Source organism: Bacillus sp. SRL543, assembly GCF_984799205.1.
This window is the reverse complement of sequence record NZ_OZ481794.1, coordinates 2386200-2405237: the sequence shown is the minus strand read 5'-3', so window position 1 is coordinate 2405237 and position 19038 is coordinate 2386200. Positions and strand designations below refer to the sequence as shown.

The window sequence follows — 19038 nt, the reverse complement described above, 5'->3', positions numbered from 1 at the left end:
TTGATATTTATTGGTAGCTGTCTGCCAGTTCATCTACAAGAGAGCCAACAAAAGAAACGGCTTTCCGGATTGAATCCGGCTTGCTCATATCGACGCCAGCATCCTTGATAAGATCAAGCGGCTTTTTCGTGCCGCCGGCTTTCAGTACATTGATCCACTGCTCGACGGCAGGCTGACCTTCTTCTTTGATCTTTTGTGCAACGGCAGTTGATACAGTCAATCCTGCAGAGTAAGTATAAGGATACAGTCCCATATAATAATGAGGCTGCCTCATCCATGTAAGGCTTGCACCTTCATCAATCTCAACTGAACTGCCCCAGAAATCTTCAAGCACCTGTTTTTTCTCTTTAGATAATACAGAAGCTGTCAGCGGAATCCCTTGCTCTGCTAAAGCATATACCCTTCTCTGGTATCTTCCTTCCAGCAGATGCGTAACAAAATTGTGATAGTAGGTTCCAAGGAGCTGAAGGATGACCCAGCGCTTCATCCGCGGATCTTCTGTGCCTTCCAGAAGATGCTGGCCCAGCAGAAGCTCATTGATCGTCGATGGCGCTTCTACAAAATACGTGGAAGGACGGGTATTCATGATCCTCTGATTTTTATTCGCCAGATAGAAGTGGCCGGCATGGCCCAATTCATGGGCAAGCACGAATGCTCCGCGCATTGTATCTGTCCATGTGATCAGGATATAAGGGTGGGAGCCGTATGGGCTTGAGCAGAACGCACCTGTCGATTTGCCGATATTGTCGGCAAGGTCGACCCATCTGTCTTCAAGGCCTTTTTTCATAATTTCTGTGTATTCTGGCCCCATCACCTGAAGAGCCTCAAGGATAACTTCACTGGCAGACTCATAAGTGGTGGGCGGGTTGAATTCAGGGTCAAGAGGCGCCTTAAGGTCAGCAAATGTCATCTTATCAAGTCCAAGGACCGTCTTTTTCAGTTCAGCATACTTGCGCATGATAGGGGCCAATTCTTCCCCGATGATATCAAGCTGATTGTGATACATCTCCTCTGTAACCTGCTGAGGCTCCAGCAGCATTTCTGTTGCAGATTCATACTTTCTCGCCCTTGACAGTACGACCTGCCTTTTCACTTCCGCCGAATAAGCGGCAGCAAACGTGTTTTTATACTGTTTCAGTGTATCGGTGAATGATTCATAAGCGGCTCTTCTTGTAAGTGTATCAGGTGAAAATTCATACCGGTCCTCAAACAGGGCGAAAGAGTTCGGCAGCACATTGCCCTCCTTGTCCTCAAATGAAGCAAACTGCATATCAGCCAGCTTGCTGTTCTGATAAACCTGATAAGGAGAGGCATGCACCTCGCCCAGTGAGGCAAGGATTTCTTCTGTCTCCGGGCTAAGCTTATGTTTTTTTGTTTCAAGAAGCTCTTCAAGATTCTTTCTGAACGCTTCCAGCTCCGGCTGTTCTTTTATGTATTTCTCAAGCAGCCCATCCTCGAAAGCAAGGATTTCCGATTCAATAAAAGAAAGGGAGGAATTCACCTTTGCACGGAGCGAGGCTGCAAGAGATGAGTTGGACTGATTGTCAGGATCTGAACCATCTTCAGATTGGCGCAGGGAAGCATAAGTTCCTGCCTGGACCATCCGTATGGAATAGGCTTCCTGTGCCAGCAGGCATTCCTTTAGTACAGCAGAGCCGCCGGCAAGCCTGCCTTTATATGAATCAAACTGGGACAGATCAGCTTCGAGAGCTTCAAGCTCACTTCTCCAGCTTTCTTCAGATGCGAACAAATCATTCAAATTCCACGTCATTGCCTCAGGGACCTCTGAGCGTGCGAGTCTCTTAACAAGTGTTTTTTCAGTCATCTATAAAGCGCCTCCTTTATGTAAAACGGGAAAATGTTTCGATTCCCTAAGGAAATTATACTTCATCTGAAGGCATTTTCATATCCTTTATCTAAATATTTTTAATCTTTACAACAAGAAAAAACGGGCTTAGCCCGTTTTCTGATTTCTATTCATGTTTTTTAGCAAGGCATCTGTCGCATTCAAGCAAGTAGGATTCTGCCTGCTCCTCCATATGCCCGCCGCATTCCGGGCATTCCTTCTTTGAAAGATTTCTGAAAAATTCAACCGGGTTCTTAATCATTGTAAACTCCTCCTTTTATAATACAACTAAAATTATTTGTTTCTGTTATAGTACAGTATACATTCAGAGCAATTATTTGTGAAGGGAAAATTTAATTAATTTTAGAATTTTCCACATCAGACAAAAAATAGGTGAAAATTCGAGAACCGAAATATTGCTGTTAAATGCTTGTCATGAACGTAAAGTATTTATTATCTGCCTGTTCTTTTTCTCAGATTTATTCGTGCTATGATAGATTCCGTTAGCCAGAAATAGCTATCAGGAGGTAATCATAATGAAAAAACAAATCTTATCTTTAGTGGCAGCAGCCGCCATGGCCGGAGCAGCCGGATCCAATGTGAAAGCAGATGAAATTTCCGTAAAAAAGGGAGATACCCTTTGGGGCCTTTCCCAAAAATATGAAGTAACCATAGATAATATCAAGCAGTGGAATGCCTTATCCTCGGACATGATTATAGCAGGATCGACTCTTTCTATTTTTCCGGAAAAAAAATACATAATTAAATCCGGTGATACGCTTTGGGATATCAGCAAAAATTACAGCGTAACCGTCGGCGAGTTAATGCAATGGAACGATTTGCAGTCAGATTTGATTTATCCTGGACAGGTTCTGGTCATCCATCCAGCAGGAAGCAACAAGGCAAAAACGGCAGCATCGGCTCCTAAAGCACAGGAACAGACTGAAAATCAGCAGGCAGTACCAGCTGCTGAGAAGACACCTGCTCCTGAAAAAGCATCCCCAGCTGTGACAAAGCCAGCTGAGAGCCAAGCATCAGAAAGTACCCAGCCTGCTCCAGAAGAAAGTTCACCCGTCCAGGAGGAAGAGGCAGGCAAGGAAATCACCGTTACGGCAACCGCCTATACTGCCAGCTGTGAAGGCTGTTCCGGCGTTACATCTACCGGAATCGATTTAAATGCAAATCCAGATCAGAAAGTCATTTCGGTAGATCCCAATGTCATTCCGCTTGGCTCCAAGGTATATGTAGAAGGATATGGCAATGCGATTGCCGGAGATACTGGGGGCAGCATTAAAGGAAATAAAATTGATGTCTTCATCCCATCTAAAGAAGAAGCAATCAAGTTTGGCAGACAGACACTGACAGTCAGGATACTCGATTGATATATACGATGTAAAAAAGAGGCCGATATTCCATTCGGCCTCTTTTTCATTGTGTGCCGGGCATGTTCATCAACTAGGCGGTGCAAGTCCGCTATGGGCGTTGGGATATGCGAACCATTAGCTGAAGGCAAGGGTGTCCATGGCGACGTGGAATCTGAAGGAAGCCCTAGGCAAATCCTCGGTCTGAGGTACACGAATCACATTTGAGGTGGACTGTTTCAGGACGAGTTTGCAAAACAAAACAAAGTCCAAAATATCCCCGGATGGAACAGACATAAATGTGGCAGATGTATGAGGAGAAAGTGGATGAACTTACCCCGGGAGGTCTCTTAGAAACCTCCGGAAGGAGAACCTGCTTAGTGATAAGCAGCTGAACTAAGAGAAGTCAGCAGAAGCCATAGTATCAACTATTTGTTGAGAAGGGCGGAACGAAAGGAGCTACCATGTTAGAGAAACTTTACAAAAGAACGATGACACAGCCAACAAATCTGGTTTAAGGCAGAACGCTCGGAAAGCTGGAAACCTTGAACTAGCGTGGAGTTACTTTTTTGCAATCTCAATAACATGGAAACAATATGGAATGTAACGAAACATTGATTGACCGTATCGTTGATACTGAAAACCTTGGCTTTGCTTTCAAAAAGGTTAAACGAAACAAAGGAGCAGCTGGTGTCGATGAGAAAGATATAGAAGCTACTCGCCTATATTTGAGGGAAAATGGACAAGAGATTATTCAACTGATACGAGAAGGAAAGTACAAACCTCAGCCAGTTAGAAGGGTTGAGATACCTAAAGCAAACGGTGGAAAACGACAGCTTGGAATTCCTACTGTGACGGACCGTGTGATTCAGCAAGCCGTGGTTCAAAGGTTAACACCTATATTTGAAAGGCAGTTCAGCCACTTCAGTTATGGCTTTCGACCAAATAAGAGTGCACATCAAGCCATTGAACAAGCAAGGCAATACATCGAAGAAGGCTACAACTTCGTTGTAGATATGGATCTAGAGAAATTCTTTGACCGAGTCCAGCATGACAAGCTAATGTCTCTGATAGCCAAGACCATCTCTGATAAACCGACACTTAAGCTTATCCGAAGATTTCTTCAAGCCGGGGTTATGGTGAACGGTGTGGTTATTACCAACAGAGAGGGGACTCCGCAAGGAGGTCCCTTAAGCCCTCTTCTCAGCAATATTATGCTTAATGAATTAGATAAGGAGCTGGAGAAAAGAGGACATAAATTTGTACGCTACGCAGATGACTGCAATATCTATGTTAAGAGCATTAAAGCTGGAGAGAGAGTTAAACAAGGAGTTACAGAGTTTCTAGAGAGAAAATTAAAGCTAAAGGTCAACGAGGAGAAAAGTGCGGTGGGAAAGCCGAGTGCACGGACATTCTTAGGAGTGAGTTTCTATAGAACGAAAACCAGGGTGTACGTGCCAAAGAAATCAAAACAAAGGCTTGAAACCAAGCTACTGAAGCTGACAAACCGTAACTGGGGAGTAAGTATGACTTACAGAATCCTTAAAATTAATCAACTCATCCAGGGATGGGGGAACTATTTTAAAGTTGGGGATATAAAATCATACGCAGAGGATATCGATAAACATATCCGTCGTAGACTGAGAGCGTGCCTGTGGAAACAATGGAAAAAGATAAAGACCAAATACAAAAACCTTAGGAAATTAGGTATCTCAAGAGAAAATGCATGGAAAAACGCCAATACCCGAAAGGGTTATTGGCGCAACTCCCGAAATCCTGTAATTAATGCCGCCTTGAACAATAAGTATTGGCGACAGCTAGGTTTAAAATCGTTACAAGTAATCATTTCATAAAACTTTCGAGGCGCCGTATACCGAACGGTACGTACGGTGCTGTGAGAGGTCGGCACGGTGACGTGCCTCCTACTCGATTATATAATAGTTTTTTCATCGTCCTTATTTTGCATCTGTTTTTCTTTAATTACGAAACGCTGTACAGGCTGTGTCAGCTGATAAAAACGGTCTTCCAGAAAACTGCTGACAGCGGCAAATCGATCCTGCATGCCTGAACGCAGTTCTTCGTAATGCCTGCCCAGTTTCTGAAGCAGATCTTCCTGTTTATCCAGGCGCTCCATAATGGTCACATGGGTCATTTCATGCAGACTTGCGAGAGAATTCACCTTATTCTTCAAGTCTTCCTGGTCTTCTAAAAGGCCATCAGCCGGGAGCAGATTATCTATCTTGCGGGAAAGTTCCAGCATCATCGTTTCCTGGATCATTTGCTGTTCATGCCAACTCTCGCGGCCAGCGGCTTTCTGCTCTACTTTTTCTGCAAGATGCTGGTGATGATTCTCCATCTGTTCAAGGCGCTGAAGAATCATTAAGGCAGCTTCCTCCTGCTGCAGCATATTTTCTTTCAGCTTTTTTATATAAGCTGCTTCCAGCTTGGTCAGATGTTCTGTATGACGGTCTGCAGCAGTGAGCATATCAAATTTTACAGATTCAATTGCCCGTGTGACAGCCTCTTTGAATAGACTGTCTTTATAGATAGCCTGATTCACGCGGTCAGAATCTTTAAGGGTCTCAGTGAATAGGATAGGCGGAATTTCTGAATTAGCATGGTTTCTGATAGGGCACAGCTCCTTTCTTGTTTTGCGATATCCTATGTAATGAATGCAGAAAAGCTGCAAATAATAGGCAGGTGACCCATTCAGAGTCGAACAGACCGGGAGGCATGTATGGAAATTTTCTCGTTTGATGAAGGCAAAGAGGCAAACATTGCCGGGACCATTATGATTTCGCCGTCGGAAAGATCTTTTTGGCTGGCGTTTTGCACCTTCAATATCCATTGGAGGGGGGAAGTGATCCAGACCAGAGACGACATCCTTATAGGTGAGAGGGAACAGCTGAAAAGGGAGTACAGTATCTTCCATGATCTTTATCAGCAGCTGTTGATGCAGCTTCCCTGGAAGGATGCAGCAGGTCTGAAGATGAATTTGAAGCTTGATGAAGGACTGCTTCATTTGGTCTTTGCGGAAATGGACACATTCAGGGAATATTGCTGGGAAGCTGGCGACACGGAAGGGGAAGAGCTCTGCAGCTCTTACAGGCTGCTATTGAAGTCTCTGCTTGATGGGGATTCAAACAGCAATGGTTAAGCCCAGCCAGTAAAGGCTGGGCTCTTTATTTTACTGAAATAATTTTTCGTCGATGACTTCATGATTATCATCCAAAACGATTACCTTACTCGGCATATTGTTTTTGGCCATCTTTTCAGCTTCGTCCACTGCCGCTGAACGGCTGCCGAACTGGGCTGCAGGTGCGGCATCTTCCAGTTTGACCAGCCAGAGGTTTTCATCCTTATTGGGTACAACTGAGTAGTTTTTAATCATATAAAAAACTCCTTTCACTTGCTTAATGGTTTTTTTCCCTTTCTGGGTGGGGCTAAACCGGGAATATGATTTCTTCAAAAGGAGATAGTAACATTAAAAAAGGAGTGATCAACTTGCCCAAGAAAGAACCTGCAATGGCTCCGGGAATTAAAGACAGTGACGAACTGAACCAGGAAGCGTCTGATCAGGAAAGGCAGAGAGGCGAATATACGAGCGTGACTGAATTTGTACAGGATGAAGCGGATCACGGCTGACATTATGTGTTTATGCTATAGCATCAAAGGGTATCTGAATGCTACCATGAATTGAAAGGAAGATAATCATGCTAAAATTTATTATAGGAGCTCTTCTCGTGCTCTGGCTGCTTGGCCTCATTTTTAAAATCGCAGGTGGGATTATCCATATTCTTCTCGTCGTTGCCGCTGTCCTGCTCGTCATCAATCTTATCAAAGGAAGAAAAACCAGCTAGACCAGACCTCCAGGCGGAGGTCTTTTTTTTGCCGGGGAGATAAAAATGTAAATATTTAATCTATTCATAATATTTAAACATTATTTAAAAATACCTTTTTGTTTCGACTTTCGAACAAAAAGGGGTTGAAAAAAGTAAGAAAACTAGTTAAATTATAAATTGTCAGTAAATAATCTTTATAAAAAAAGGGTCAACAGAAAAAGGAGAGAGAGAAGAATGAAAAAATTGATGGCATTATTAATGGCTTCCCTTATGACTGCCGGTTTGGCAGCGTGTTCAGATGACACGTCAAAAGAGGCAGATACCGAAAAGGACACTACAGCCGCTGAGACAGAAACAGCAGAACAGGCTGACGGCAGCAAAGAACAGAAATCTGCGCTCCTCAGCTACCAATCTGAAGTCACAAAGCTTATCCGCAGTACTGAAGCATCTTTTGCTGAAGAAGGCAAGGATCCTGCAGAAGCCGCTTCCGCTTTTGAACCTGGGATTGACGGGATTGAAATTCCGGAAGAATTGAGCGATTATTCGGCAGATATCGAAGGTGCATCTGACAGTCTCGTTCAATACTTCACAAAAAAAGGCGAGCTTCTTAAAGCAGGTTCAGAGGACCTTGCTGAAGCAGACGCATTCAAAGAAGATTATATTGCTGGCATGACAAAGGTTTTTGAAGGTGTGGATATTTCTACTCCAGCTTTCAAAGGCATGTTCCAATAATTATATTGACATTTGAACAAAATCATAAAGGCCGGTCCACTATAAAAGTGGACCGGCCTTTATGATTTTGTTTATGGTACTTCATGTCCCATGGAGCTTTGAAGGATATCGAACCACTGGTGGTGGTCCAGTTTCAGGTTCATGCTTCTGACTGCTTTTTCAATTCTGTTCTTTTTGCCAGACCCGACGATGGGCATAATCCGGGCTGGATGGTTCAGAAGCCAGGCATAAAGGACTTCATCAATATCGCTGGCTCCTGTCGCCATTGCTATATTTTTCAAAGTGTCCTGCAGCCTCTGTGCTTTGACATCTTGAGCTGAAAAAATCTTTCCTCCTGCAAGCGGGGACCAGGCCATAGGAGCAATCCTTTTTTCCTGGCAATGATTCAGTGTACCGTCTTCAAAATTCTCCAGATGATAGGCAGAGAGCTCGATTTGATTGGTGACCAGTTTGAAAGGCAGATAAGACTGCAGCATATCGAATTGATGGCTCTTAAAGTTCGATACCCCAAAGTTTCTGACCTTTCCAGCTTCCTTCAGTTCGATGAACGCCTGCGCGGTCTGTTCAGGATCCATGAAAGGATCAGGGCGGTGGATCAGCAGTGCATCCAGATAATCTGTTCTTAAGTTTTTCAATGAAGAATTGACTGACTCTATTATATGATCCCGGCTTGTATTATAGTGATGGGACTGATGGGTGGGCCGGTTTGGGGACTTAAGGACAATCCCGCATTTTGTAACGAGCTCCATTTTCTGCCTCAGTTCAGGTTTCAGGGCCAGCGCTTTGCCGAACAGCCCCTCACAAGTATAGCCTCCATAAATGTCGGCATGGTCAAACGTAGTAATGCCCATTTCCAGGCAATATTCAATTAACGACAGCGTCTCTTCGTCTGTCTGATTCCAGTCAGCAAGCCTCCACAGACCGTGTATGATGCGGGAGAAAGATAAATCCTCACCAAGTTTGATTCTTTCCATCTTATACAGCTCCTCATGCAGTTAGTGTTGATCATTATGTATCCGAAAGCCTTAAACGGCTTGCCGGTCTTGTTCATCCACGGATATCCTTGCCAAAAGCATCTTCCTGTATGAAAAATTCTCTTCATCCAGAATCAGGATTCTAGATGAATAGGTGATATGCTCCAGATAATTTTTCTTGAGGCCTTCATAAAAAAGGATAAAGTCCTTAGCATCCTGGCGGATTTCTTCATCAAAAATGCCGGAGCTGCTGTCGGCGACGTTTTTATACCTTTTGCATATCCTTTTCGCCTTCTTGACAAGCTGCTGGGCATCCTTCATTTTATAAATCCATTGCAGACTGGAAAAAAAATCTTCCATATCCTTGGCGAACTGGCTTTTCACCTCGCCATTTATTTGGTCCATGCTGAGTTTTCTCCCAGGCAAAATGAATCTTTCGGCCATAATCCTTTCGGTGAGCTGGGGATTCCGCTCAAAAGCAAAGAATATCCTGAGTGTGTTATAAGAATCGAACATCGGGTTGTGCGTTTCACCGACGAACTCCAGGTTATACAGCGCCAGGGCATTTTCAACAGAGGGTGTATTATTAGCCGCACGGTTTGAGAACACTTCCTGGAAATCAGTATATCTGGAATTGATTTTTTCTATCGTCTCAGCTGGAATCCTATGTCTCGCAGCATCAGCATTCAGGCGGGATAGATCACTTTTTGACCATGAATAAAACCTGGTTTTTTTCACTCCATTCACCCAATACAGAAAAGCGGAAAAAACATCAGCAAATCCGTCTGCACCGCGAAGATCTTTATCTTCAATGCCAGTCAGCCTTTTGCAGAACATACTGAGCGGCTTATGGTTTTCCGGCTTGATATATTCATCGAAAAATGAAAGTTTTTCAGTGAGTAAATCATATTTTACAGCACCGAGCCTGATTGCCTCCATATCTTCAAACAGCATCCCTTTGTTCGAGCAGAGCATTTCAAAATCGAAAAAAACATATTGCGTCAGTTCAGCCATTTTACACCCTCCTTTCCTAACAGTACATTATAGTCGAATTCGCATTTTAAGGAAAGGAAATATTTTTCCATCTGGTCACTCAGTTTCCTATCAAATGAGAGAGCTGATATCAAGTATGTGCATTTATGATGAATGTTCTTTGGATAAACGGGTAATAACATTGTAACAAAACATATTGCGGAGGAGTGGATCCGGTGAAAAAGATATACACCCTGGCAGCCGCTGCAGCCTTAGTGCTTTCAGGATGCGGTGCCGAAGAAGACAAAGAAACCGTATCAGATGAACAAAATACGACCGAAGGATATAATTCACAGACGAATACGGAAGGAGAGAAGAAAAAGCTCAGTGCAGGAGAACTCGATGACCGGATTACAGAAGGAATGGATTATGGGACCTATTCAGCCGAGGTTCAGTCATGGGCTGAAAAAGGGCAGCTGGAGTTCAAAGAATCGGTCAAGCTAGATGGCGGAGAGGAAGGGACCCTGGCAGACATCCATCAGCTCGCAGACGGATTCCTTGCAGTATCACATGATGGGCAACAGGTAACAGACGTATTGGTTTTCACAACCATAGAAGAAGCAAAGGAAACACTGAAAGGTGAAACAACTCCCGGCACATCTTCGTGATAAATCAGGCATAAATAACTTATTTAAAAGAAAGGGCGGATTGTTCATGATAACCGTTAATGCAGAGCTGCGTTTTGAAGGAAAGATAGATAGAGATGATATGAGGACAAAGCTGGAAGGGTACTTGCAGGGCACAGAGTTCGAGATTCTATCTGTAGATGAGAAAGATCATAGCCAGACACCTTTGGCTGATGAAAACAACAAAGAATATAAGCACCATAAGCTTCCTTCCCAGCCTGAAGGCGCTGATCCTGATGTTAATACTTCCGGAGCCGGAGGAATGGTTTCACCGGATACGGATGACTACAGCAAATATTAATAAGATTTTAAACAGGGCGATGAGAGCCCTGTTTTTTCTTTTGAAAAGGATTCTGGACGTTTTCAGCTATCTACATTCTATTATAGGAAGGACTTCCATATGATGGTATTAAAAACCTATCTGAGGTGCTGCAATGGGAATCCATGTTGTATCATACGGAGACACCTTATGGCAGATTGCCAATGAATATTCTGTTTCCCCGTCCGATATCTTACTTCTCAATGGATTGGAGGACGCCAATGAAATAGTGCCTGGGCTGGCACTGTATATCCCTGCGGGCAATCTGCCTGTCCGCTCTCATATAATCAGGGAAGGTGACACTGTGTATTCACTTTCCCTTTTCTATCAGACACAGATTGAATCTGTTCTGAAGGCCAATCCCGGCTTAAATCCATATAATCTTCAGCCAGGACAAAGTATATTTATCCCATCACCCCTTAAGTATAGAATTCAGACGCTTGGATTTATTTTGCCTTATAATACTGAGGCTATATATCCCATTCTGGAAGGGATTTCGCCGCTCCTTACCTATCTTGCCATCACTGCCTATTCATTTCAGGAAGACGGAACAGCCTACAGGCTCCTTGATGACACCTCTGTTATCAATAAAAGCAAGGAGCTGGGAATTCTACCGCTGCTCATGATCCGCAATTATCAGAATGGCGACTTTGATCCTGAATTGGCGGGAAGAGTGCTGGGAAATGAACAATATTCGGCCAATTTGATCAGCAGCATTGCGAGACTTGCCAGAGAAAAGGGATACAGCGGCATCAGCATTGATTTCGAATTTGTACCGCCGCCCCAAAGGAACAGTTTTTCCCGATTTCTTGCTGAGCTGAAGGATGCTCTTGGAAATCTGATTCTCCATGTCAATGTCCATGCAAAAACAGAGGATATTCCAACAAACAGGATCATTGGGGCCTATGATTATGAAGCAATCGGTGCTGCCGCAGACATTGTTGCCTTAATGACGATCGATTACGGCTATCCCGGCGGGCCGCCTGAGCCAGTTTCACCGCTGCCATGGATGGAAGAGGTCATCCGGTACAGCATCACCAAGATTCCGCCACGAAAGCTGCAGATGGCCATGCCTCTATACGGGTATGATAAATCCGGCCCTGAAAATAAGACTGTCTCTATGGCAGTTCTCCGGGCACAGAACCTGGCGATAGAAAAAGGGGCAGTTATCCAGTATGACAGCACCAGGGCAGCGCCTTCTTTCAATTATTATAATGATGGAAAGCTTCATATTGTATGGTTTGATGATGTGCGCAGCTACATGCAGAAATACCTCTTAATGGACCGGTACCAGCTTCTCGGCACCACTTTCTGGCAAATCAGCCTGAGAGCCCCGCAGAGCTGGCTCGCCCTTTATGACAATTATTATGTTATACGATAGGACTGGGAAATACCCTGATCATTCCTGCTGAAAAATAATTCCATTCATAATAAATTCGGTCCTGCAGTGCAAAATAAGACCGTTACATTATTATGAAAAGGGGTTAACAGAATGAGCAAAATAAAATTCAGCTTTTTGCCGGCAGCTTTCGCTGTGCTGCTGGTGTCCGCATGTGCTTCAAATAATGCGGCAGATGACAGCCAGAACAGATTGAACACACTTAACGCAGGGAATGGGAGACAGGGGCAGACTGATTTTTTAAATGACAGGGACGGACAGCAGGGCAAAGGGATGGCGGAAAGCCTCCAGGAGATCAACAGCGGCTTTATAACGATTGATCCCAACTCTTACAGCACAAGCATGGGGAGCAAAGATTTCCCTCATGCAGAACAATTCAAAACCGGTATGTTCAGATTTTATACTGGTGAGGAAAGAGGGCAGAAAGGACAGCAGGCCGATCAAGGGACAGGACAGGGCGGACAGGGCGGACAGAACGGAGCCGGGCAGGGTGCTGGCATGCAGCCTGGAGCACAGAACGGAGCCGGACAGGATGCTGGCATGCAGCCTGGCGCACAGGGTGGAGCAGGACAGCCAAAACAACAACAGGGTGCTGGAGAAGAGCAGGGACAGAAAAAGGCAGGAAACACTGACCAAAGCATCAGCGATATGGAATCAAAAGTCATTGAGCTGACCAATGCAGAAAGAACAAAGAACGGCCTTGCTGCTTTAAAGGCCGACAATTCTCTGAGCGGAGTCGCCCAGGAAAAATCGGATGATATGCAGGCGAAAAATTATTTTTCCCATACCAGTCCGACTTACGGCTCCCCATTTGATATGATGAGGGACTTTGGAGTGGATTACTCAACAGCAGGAGAAAACATTGCCATGGGTCAAAGATCTGCAGAAGAAGTGGTCGATGCCTGGATGAAAAGTGAAGGGCATCGGAAGAATATCCTCAGCAGCAATTTCACCCATATAGGAGTAGGGCATACTGGCGAAGGCAATTACTGGACACAAATGTTCATTGGCAAATAGCAGGGAAAAAGAAGTGCTTCTGAGAAGCACTTCTTTTCATTTGCCTGAAAACTTCGTATTGCGAAACTTTCAGAAACCGGATAAAATAGACGAAAACTGCACTGGAGTAAAGTGATGAACAGAAAAATTTTGTTGTATGTAAAAGCTTTTTCGGATTTTGGCACCTTCATGGATACAATCGTGCTTAATGTCATCATATATGCCGCTACCGGAAGCACCGGGTGGATGGCTGCCGCCATGGCATTCAGGACAGCCGGCGGCGTATTTTCAAGCATTTTTTCCGGCATATTGGCAGACAGGTTCGACAGAAGGAAGATCATGATTATCAGCGACCTGGCCAGGGGCGTTTTGATCTTGTCCCTGATCCCGTTCCCATCCCCTTATATGATTATACTTGTATCCTTTGCTATCGGTTTTTCCAACAGCAGCTTTATGGTCAGCTTTAATGCGGAGATCCCACAAATCTTTGGCGAAGATAAGGTACTTGAAACAAATGCTCTCATTTCCAGGCTCACTTCCGCCAGCCTGGTCGCCGGATTCCTGGCCGCTGGAATCCTGACAGATATGTTAGGCTACCACGTTACACTGATCATTGATTCAGCTACCTATTTCATTTCTGCAGCGGTTTTGCTGCTGCTTAAATGGGAATCGGCATCTGGCAGGCCAGCCTGGGGACAATCGGCCATACAGGGGAAACTGTCATCGATCTTCTCAGACATAAAGGAGGTTCATGTATATTTGAAGGCTGCTCCCATGCTCATGCTCGTCAACATTGTCTTCCTGGCAGGCTCTTTTGCCGGAAGCTCCCATAATCTCGGGATTCCGATTTTGGCCGAAGCGCTTAATCCTGACAGACAGAGCTTTTATTATGGACTGATTTGGAGTACATGGGGAATTGGTTCTATCCTGTCTGCATTTTTGCTGCCTAAGCTGAGATGGGCAAGGGGCAATCGGGTTTATGCAGCGTGCTTTATTTCAGCAATCCTGATGTCATCAGGTTTCATTATCTTTTTATCCAGCAGCTATGTCCCTGTAATCTTACTGGTTGCTTTTTTAACCGGCATTTTTGACGCAGCCTTTACAACCCTGCATGCAACGATCCTTCAAGGAACAGCGAACCATATACGGGGCAGGATTTTCGGGGTCGGCATGCTCCTGAAGTCGCTTGGTTTCGCGTGCGGATTCATCTTGGCCCCAGCTGTCCTGGACCGGACCAGCCTCCCGGTGCTCGCAGTCTTTTTCCATGGCACCCTTATCATGATTACAGTTTTCATTATGGTGCGCACATTTATATCCGCCAGGACTAAAAATCAGCAGGAAGCAGGGAGTGCTTGACTAATTGGCAGATTGGATTTTTGGCTGGAGCCGTGTTATATTATCTTTCATTAAAATGGCCGGCTCTCCTTCAGGAGGAGAAGCTTGGGTGATTGTTGAGAAAAGGAAGAAAACGTATGAGCAGTACAAAAAGATTGATAACTGAATGGCAAAAGGCCCTGCAATCAGAAATACAGCATATGAAAAAATATGGAAGCAGCAGATATTCCCTTTATAACGGCATTCTGATATCAAGCCATGAAGGATTTGTCTATTTTTTCGAAACAGATACCAAACTTCAGGTGCCAACCGGATCACAAGTGAAAATCTTATGGGGACATGTACAGGCAGCTGCAAGGATCCTGTCTTCTGAGGGCAGAAATATCATTGTAGCCGCCGATCAGTATTTGGGCGATAGCTTGCAATTTGCTTCCCTCCACCATGATCCCTGGGAGCTGATCGACCAGCTCATCCAGCGGCTGGATGACATAAAAAAAAGCAAAACAAAGAGATTGCGCATAAAAAAGCTCATGGATCCGTCCATGCCTGCAGCCCATCCGGAAGAAAAGGTCAAATCGCCTGTCCATGAGCTCATTTTGAGATCCAAGTATAATCCGGTTACATTCGTCTGGGGCCCGCCCGGCACAGGAAAAACTTATACACTTGCCCGGACAGCGGCCAATAAGTACCTTAAGAAGCAAAAGGTGCTCGTTCTGTCACACAGCAACCAGGCAGTAGATGTGCTGATGGCTGAAATCGCCTCCTTCTCGGCCCGCAAAGCCGATCCTAAGGAAGGCGATATACTCAGATATGGTACGAGGACCGGCACTGATGCCAATGCTGGCGGGCTTTATCATACAGATGGGCTAATCGAAAAGCACCACCCTGATTTAGCAGATAAAAAATCAGCTTTAGTGGAAGAAAAAAGGCTGCTGAAATCTGATTTGGGGCGTTCTTTCAGCAAAAGGGATTCTGAAAAGCTTGTTGAAATTGAAACTAAGCTTGCCGCCGTGCTGGAGAAGATCCGGAAAAAAGAAGTCGAATATGTGAAGGATGCAGGCATAATCGGGACCACACTTGCAAGGGCAGCAGGAGATCCTGCGATTTACGAGAGCCAGTATGATCTTGTCATTGTGGATGAAGCGAGCATGGCCTACGTTCCGCAGGCAGCGCTTGCCGCCTCACTGGGAAAAAGAATTATCATATGCGGGGATTTCAAACAGCTCCCGCCAATCGCAGCTTCCAGGACCGAACTGGCAGGCAAATGGCTGAAGGAGGACATTTTCCATCATTCAGGGGTAGCCTCAGCAGTGGGAAATGGAAAAATGCACCCCCATTTGTTTCTACTGAAAGAACAAAGAAGAATGCACCCGGATATTTCTGCTTTTACCAATAAGCATATTTATCATTCCCTTGTTACGGACTTTGAAGGTACGGCGGAACGGCGGAAAGGGATATCCGAACTAAAGCCTTTCAAGGACATGGCCTCGATCATGGTTGACAGCTCTGAAATGGGAATGTACGGCCTCAGGGACAATAACAGCGGCTCAAGAAGCAACCTTCTGCATTTGGCGCTTTCTTTCCAGCTGATCCACGAAGCTTACCTGGATGGGGCAAGGTCGATAGGATATGCTGCACCCTACAGGATTCAAGCTTCATTGATGGAACAGTTCATGGAAGAGGTATACAGCTCTGAAGCGTCAGCTGCAGGCATTGTGGCGGCAACGGTGCACAGGTTCCAGGGCAGTGAGAGGGATGTTATGGTCTTTGACACTGTAGACAGCTTTCCTTTTGATAAAGCAGGGATGCTTATGACAGGAAAAGACAGTGAGAGACTTATAAATGTAGCCGTAACCCGGACAAGGGGAAAGTTCATCCAGGTAGGGGATATCCAGTTTATAAAAGAAAAAGTATATTCAGGAAAAACTTGGCGCAAGCTGGCAGATCATCAGCTTCAGATGGGGCAGGCTGTTTCTCCCTCAAGCATTGGCAGATGGATCAGAAATCAGCACCCCGCACTCCAATGGATTCACAGCAGGAAAACCGGCAAAATAGAAGATGATTTATCCCTGGCGAACTCTTCCATCATCATTTCACTGCCAGGAACCCATGCACTGGACGAGGAATGGATCAGGATAGTGAAAGGACTGCCGGGGAGAGCGAGAGTCACGCTTATTTCAGACAAAAGGCATGAGGCTTTGAAGCAAGCCGCTTTCATTCAGAAAGATGCACCATTTCCTTTTATCAGCATTGACAGCCGCACTTTATGGCTTGGGATGCCTTTTTGCAGCCATAAAAACATCAAACCTCCATATATTGCTGTCAGATTCCAATCTGAAAGCATTGCCAGCTATGTTGAATCGCAATTTCTGTGAATATACCGGATTCTTAAAAGAAAATTTCTGTATCGTGCAATAACATCAAAGCAAGTTAAGTTATTAGTAAGACAACATAAAAAGACCCCCTGAAACAGGGGGTCTTGCGTATTGAGGCGGCAGGCTGCACGCCACATCGTGCATTTCCAATAAAGGAGCGCCCGCCGGCTTATTCAATTAGCTCATCGCTCAATAAATATATCACCAAAAAGCTCTGGATGCAAGATTAAATTTTTCCAGTGCGGTATATTATACAAACATATAGGTTCCATAAAAACAGAAAAAGAAGTAAAATTATCTCGAAGTAAGGATATTTTCGTGAAAAGGAAGTGCTTATTATGAACTTGCTGCCATTAAAAGGCATCCATCATGTGTCTGCCATCACAGCAAATGCAAAAAAGAACTATGATTTTTATACAAAAACTTTAGGGATGAGGCTCGTAAAGAAGACGGTAAACCAGGATGACACTTCTGTTTACCATTTGTTTTATGCAGATGAAAGGGGAAACCCGGGAACTGACTTAACCTTTTTTGAAATACCGAATGCAGGGCACACCTACCCCGGCACCAGCAGCATCAGCCTTACTTCCTTAAGAGTTCCGAATGACCGCTCCCTTGAATATTGGCAGGACCGGTTTGAGGAACACGGGGTCGAATATAATGCCATTACATCTGACAGCGGAAGAAACATGCTGTTTTTCACTGACTTTGAAGATCAAAGACTGGCACTTATTTCTGACGAAGCGAACGCCGGGGAAGAAGGCGGGCGCCCATGGGAGCTAAGCCCTGTCCCAGCCGAGCATGGAATCCTAGGACTTGGACCCGTATTCCTGACTGTCGCCGAACTGAGCCGGACAGAAGAAACCCTCGTCAGCCTTTTAGGGTTCCGAAAGAAAGATTCCTATTCCGCAACTGCGCTTGGCGGCCATACGGCACATGTATATGAAACAGGAAAGGGAGGGTCAGGGACCGAGGTACACATCATTGTGCGGGATGACCTGCCAAAGGAAAGGCCAGGCCGCGGAAGTGTGCATCATGTAGCTTTCCGTGTTGAAAACCAGGAAGAGCTGAATAAATGGGTTGCCCTCCTGAAAGAAAAAAGAATCCCCAGTTCCGGATTTGTAGAGCGCTATTATTTTAAATCGCTGTACTTCAGGGAGCCGAATGGCATTCTTTTCGAGCTGGCTACTGACGGACCGGGATTTGAGAGTGATGAGCCATTTGAAGAGCTGGGGCAGAATCTTGCTTTACCGCCTTATTTTGAAGATCGGAGAAAAGAGATAGAAGCTAAATTGAAGCCACTTGAAACCGATCGATAGGCTGAATCTGCCAACTATCCTGATTCTGCCTATTGAGCTGTACATGAAAGAGCCCAGGCAGTTTTTTTCACTCAGACTTTTATCTTTCTTTCTTTTCTGCTATGTTAAGATTAAGTTAGCAAATATAGGGAGATAACAAATGGATTTTATTGTATTGGATAATCTGTCGGTTGCAGTTATGGCGATTGACGAACACTTCACCATTAAAGTAGCGAATAAAAAATGTAAAGATATACTGGGAATAGACCCGGCAGAAGCCATCGGGCAAAATATCGATGAATTTTTTGGCCATCCGCCCGAATTTACAAGAACCGTCCAGCACACACTTGAGCAGGGCAAAGACTTCAGATACGATATATTCCCTTATACCTGGGGCAAGTATACATTGACTTTAAGCCAGCGTTCGACCCTGCTTAAAGATGAAAATAACCATATTAGAGGCGCTATGGTTGAATTTGACGATATTACTGAAAGACATAAGATGGAGGAAGAGTACAAAAACTTCATTGAGGAAAGCACAGTCAATATCATCCTTGTTGATGACAAAATCGGGATGCTTTCCCTCCATGCACTGCCTTATGATGTGTCACCGGCCAAAATGGCAGACCTTGCTGCAAAAGCCATGCAATCGGCCAGCCAAAAGCAGATCAGGGCTCTGATTTTCGATATGTCTAAACTGTTCACCATTAAATTGCTTGCAAATGCTGCCGGTTTTGTAAAGCTCATGCAGGGGTTCAGAATGATTGGCATTGAGGTTGTATTAGCAGGCATAAGGCCGGATATTGCTGTACAGTCGGTACAGGCCGGAATCAGGCTGGAAGGAGTCGAAACATTTTCACAGCTGGATTCAGCCATCAGGCACTTAAAGGAAAAGTATTAGCA

21 protein-coding genes are annotated in these 19038 nt (G+C 44.8%); 15 read left to right on the top strand and 6 right to left on the bottom strand.

Annotated elements, in window-relative coordinates; genetic code table 11:
• Nucleotides 1-7: 7 nt before the first annotated feature.
• Nucleotides 8-1825, bottom strand: coding sequence for an oligoendopeptidase F (pepF, locus tag AC4E8B_RS12035; protein WP_490219285.1), 1818 nt, complete (start codon nt 1823-1825; stop codon nt 8-10).
• Nucleotides 1826-1973: 148 nt separating this feature from the next.
• Nucleotides 1974-2108 (bottom strand): protein YhfH, encoded by a 135-nt coding sequence (gene yhfH / locus AC4E8B_RS12030; protein WP_490219283.1) that lies wholly within the window; start codon nt 2106-2108, stop codon nt 1974-1976.
• A gap of 274 nt (nt 2109-2382) precedes the next feature.
• Here yhfH and AC4E8B_RS12025 point away from each other — a divergent pair, with 274 nt between their 5' ends.
• Together AC4E8B_RS12025 and ltrA are read left to right on the top strand one after the other, a co-directional pair.
• Nucleotides 2383-3228: a 3D domain-containing protein gene (locus AC4E8B_RS12025; protein ID WP_490219282.1), complete on the top strand. Its 846-nt coding sequence runs from the start codon at nt 2383-2385 to the stop codon at nt 3226-3228.
• Between the two features lie 575 nt (nt 3229-3803).
• Entirely contained in the window at nt 3804-5060 is a 1257-nt protein-coding gene (gene ltrA, locus AC4E8B_RS12020; protein WP_490219280.1) for a group II intron reverse transcriptase/maturase, read from the top strand.
• A gap of 77 nt (nt 5061-5137) precedes the next feature.
• Here the strand turns inward: ltrA and AC4E8B_RS12015 are convergent, their stop codons facing one another.
• Nucleotides 5138-5767, bottom strand: a complete 630-nt coding sequence (locus tag AC4E8B_RS12015; RefSeq protein WP_490219278.1) for a hypothetical protein — start codon at nt 5765-5767, stop codon at nt 5138-5140.
• Between the two features lie 177 nt (nt 5768-5944).
• Between AC4E8B_RS12015 and AC4E8B_RS12010 the strand changes: the two genes are divergently transcribed.
• Nucleotides 5945-6364, top strand: a complete 420-nt coding sequence (locus tag AC4E8B_RS12010; RefSeq protein ID WP_490219276.1) for a hypothetical protein — start codon at nt 5945-5947, stop codon at nt 6362-6364.
• A 30-nt stretch (nt 6365-6394) separates the two neighbouring features.
• Here the strand turns inward: AC4E8B_RS12010 and AC4E8B_RS12005 are convergent, their stop codons facing one another.
• Nucleotides 6395-6598, bottom strand: coding sequence for a DUF2188 domain-containing protein (locus AC4E8B_RS12005; RefSeq protein ID WP_490219274.1), 204 nt, complete (start codon nt 6596-6598; stop codon nt 6395-6397).
• Between the two features lie 113 nt (nt 6599-6711).
• On the opposite strand from AC4E8B_RS12005, the gene AC4E8B_RS12000 reads away from it, so the two are divergent.
• The 3 genes from AC4E8B_RS12000 to AC4E8B_RS11990 all read left to right on the top strand — a co-directional run bounded on the left by AC4E8B_RS12000 (nt 6712) and on the right by AC4E8B_RS11990 (nt 7781).
• Nucleotides 6712-6852, top strand: a complete 141-nt coding sequence (locus AC4E8B_RS12000) for a hypothetical protein (RefSeq protein ID WP_490219272.1) — start codon at nt 6712-6714, stop codon at nt 6850-6852.
• 68 nt (nt 6853-6920) lie between these two features.
• On the top strand, nt 6921-7067 hold the full coding sequence (locus tag AC4E8B_RS11995) for a lmo0937 family membrane protein (protein WP_490219271.1): 147 nt from the start codon (nt 6921-6923) through the stop codon (nt 7065-7067).
• A 216-nt stretch (nt 7068-7283) separates the two neighbouring features.
• Nucleotides 7284-7781: a hypothetical protein gene (locus AC4E8B_RS11990; RefSeq protein WP_490219269.1), complete on the top strand. Its 498-nt coding sequence runs from the start codon at nt 7284-7286 to the stop codon at nt 7779-7781.
• 71 nt (nt 7782-7852) lie between these two features.
• Here the strand turns inward: AC4E8B_RS11990 and AC4E8B_RS11985 are convergent, their stop codons facing one another.
• Together AC4E8B_RS11985 and AC4E8B_RS11980 are read right to left on the bottom strand one after the other, a co-directional pair.
• Nucleotides 7853-8755 (bottom strand): aldo/keto reductase, encoded by a 903-nt coding sequence (locus tag AC4E8B_RS11985; RefSeq protein WP_490219268.1) that lies wholly within the window; start codon nt 8753-8755, stop codon nt 7853-7855.
• A gap of 51 nt (nt 8756-8806) precedes the next feature.
• On the bottom strand, nt 8807-9769 hold the full coding sequence (locus tag AC4E8B_RS11980; RefSeq protein WP_490219266.1) for a 3'-5' exonuclease: 963 nt from the start codon (nt 9767-9769) through the stop codon (nt 8807-8809).
• Between the two features lie 194 nt (nt 9770-9963).
• Here AC4E8B_RS11980 and AC4E8B_RS11975 point away from each other — a divergent pair, with 194 nt between their 5' ends.
• From AC4E8B_RS11975 to AC4E8B_RS11935, 9 genes are all read left to right on the top strand, one after another.
• Entirely contained in the window at nt 9964-10395 is a 432-nt protein-coding gene (locus AC4E8B_RS11975; RefSeq protein ID WP_490219264.1) for a hypothetical protein, read from the top strand.
• A gap of 46 nt (nt 10396-10441) precedes the next feature.
• Nucleotides 10442-10714, top strand: a complete 273-nt coding sequence (locus AC4E8B_RS11970; RefSeq protein WP_490219263.1) for a hypothetical protein — start codon at nt 10442-10444, stop codon at nt 10712-10714.
• Between the two features lie 133 nt (nt 10715-10847).
• Complete coding sequence (locus tag AC4E8B_RS11965; RefSeq protein ID WP_490219261.1) at nt 10848-12113, top strand: glycosyl hydrolase family 18 protein; 1266 nt, start codon at nt 10848-10850, stop codon at nt 12111-12113.
• Nucleotides 12114-12224: 111 nt separating this feature from the next.
• Nucleotides 12225-13148, top strand: coding sequence for a CAP domain-containing protein (locus AC4E8B_RS11960; protein WP_490219259.1), 924 nt, complete (start codon nt 12225-12227; stop codon nt 13146-13148).
• 114 nt (nt 13149-13262) lie between these two features.
• The gene (locus tag AC4E8B_RS11955) at nt 13263-14483 is read left to right on the top strand and encodes an MFS transporter (protein ID WP_490219257.1); all 1221 of its coding nucleotides are present in this window, start codon (nt 13263-13265) and stop codon (nt 14481-14483) included.
• 4 nt (nt 14484-14487) lie between these two features.
• A complete protein-coding gene (locus tag AC4E8B_RS11950) occupies nt 14488-14628 on the top strand; it encodes a hypothetical protein (protein ID WP_490219255.1) in 141 nt (46 codons plus the stop codon).
• Nucleotides 14600-16837: an AAA domain-containing protein gene (locus AC4E8B_RS11945; protein WP_490219253.1), complete on the top strand. Its 2238-nt coding sequence runs from the start codon at nt 14600-14602 to the stop codon at nt 16835-16837. The genes AC4E8B_RS11950 and AC4E8B_RS11945 overlap by 29 nt, the downstream gene beginning before the upstream one ends.
• A 338-nt stretch (nt 16838-17175) precedes the next feature.
• On the top strand, nt 17176-18156 hold the full coding sequence (locus AC4E8B_RS11940; RefSeq protein ID WP_490219251.1) for a ring-cleaving dioxygenase: 981 nt from the start codon (nt 17176-17178) through the stop codon (nt 18154-18156).
• A gap of 139 nt (nt 18157-18295) precedes the next feature.
• Nucleotides 18296-19036 carry an STAS domain-containing protein gene (locus AC4E8B_RS11935; RefSeq protein ID WP_490219249.1) on the top strand — a complete coding sequence of 247 codons (741 nt, stop codon included), beginning with the start codon at nt 18296-18298 and terminating at the stop codon, nt 19034-19036.
• The last annotated feature ends 2 nt before the right edge of the window (nt 19037-19038 follow it).